The following is a 332-nucleotide window of genomic DNA, read 5'->3' as shown; positions in this document are numbered from 1 at the left end:
GCATTATGGAACCTGAAGACGCGGAAAAAGCAGCGAAAAGCGGCGCGGATGCATTGGTCGTTTCCAATCATGGCGGCCGTCAGCTTGACGATACTGTGTCTGCCATCAAAGCTTTGCCTGATGTGGTCAGTGCGGTGGGCAGCGACATCGAGGTTTGGATGGATAGCGGCATCCGCAGCGGTCAGGATATTTTGAAGGCTTGGGCTTTGGGTGCGAAAGGCACGATGATAGGTCGGGCGTTCCTGTATGGTTTGGGTGCGTATGGTGAAGAAGGTGTCACCCGCGCGCTGGAAATCCTGTATAAAGAAATGGATATTTCCATGGCGTTTACC

The 332-nt window shown here is 53.3% G+C and carries 1 protein-coding gene; it reads left to right on the top strand.

Annotated elements, in window-relative coordinates:
- Positions 1–332: alpha-hydroxy-acid oxidizing protein (locus ACTHS3_RS17465; protein ID WP_440368694.1), on the top strand; the 332-nt coding region annotated here is incomplete at both ends.

This window comes from Neisseria sp. P0009.S007 (assembly GCF_051962515.1).
The sequence above is the reverse complement of the archived record's forward strand: the minus strand, read 5'-3'. Positions and strand labels throughout refer to the sequence as shown.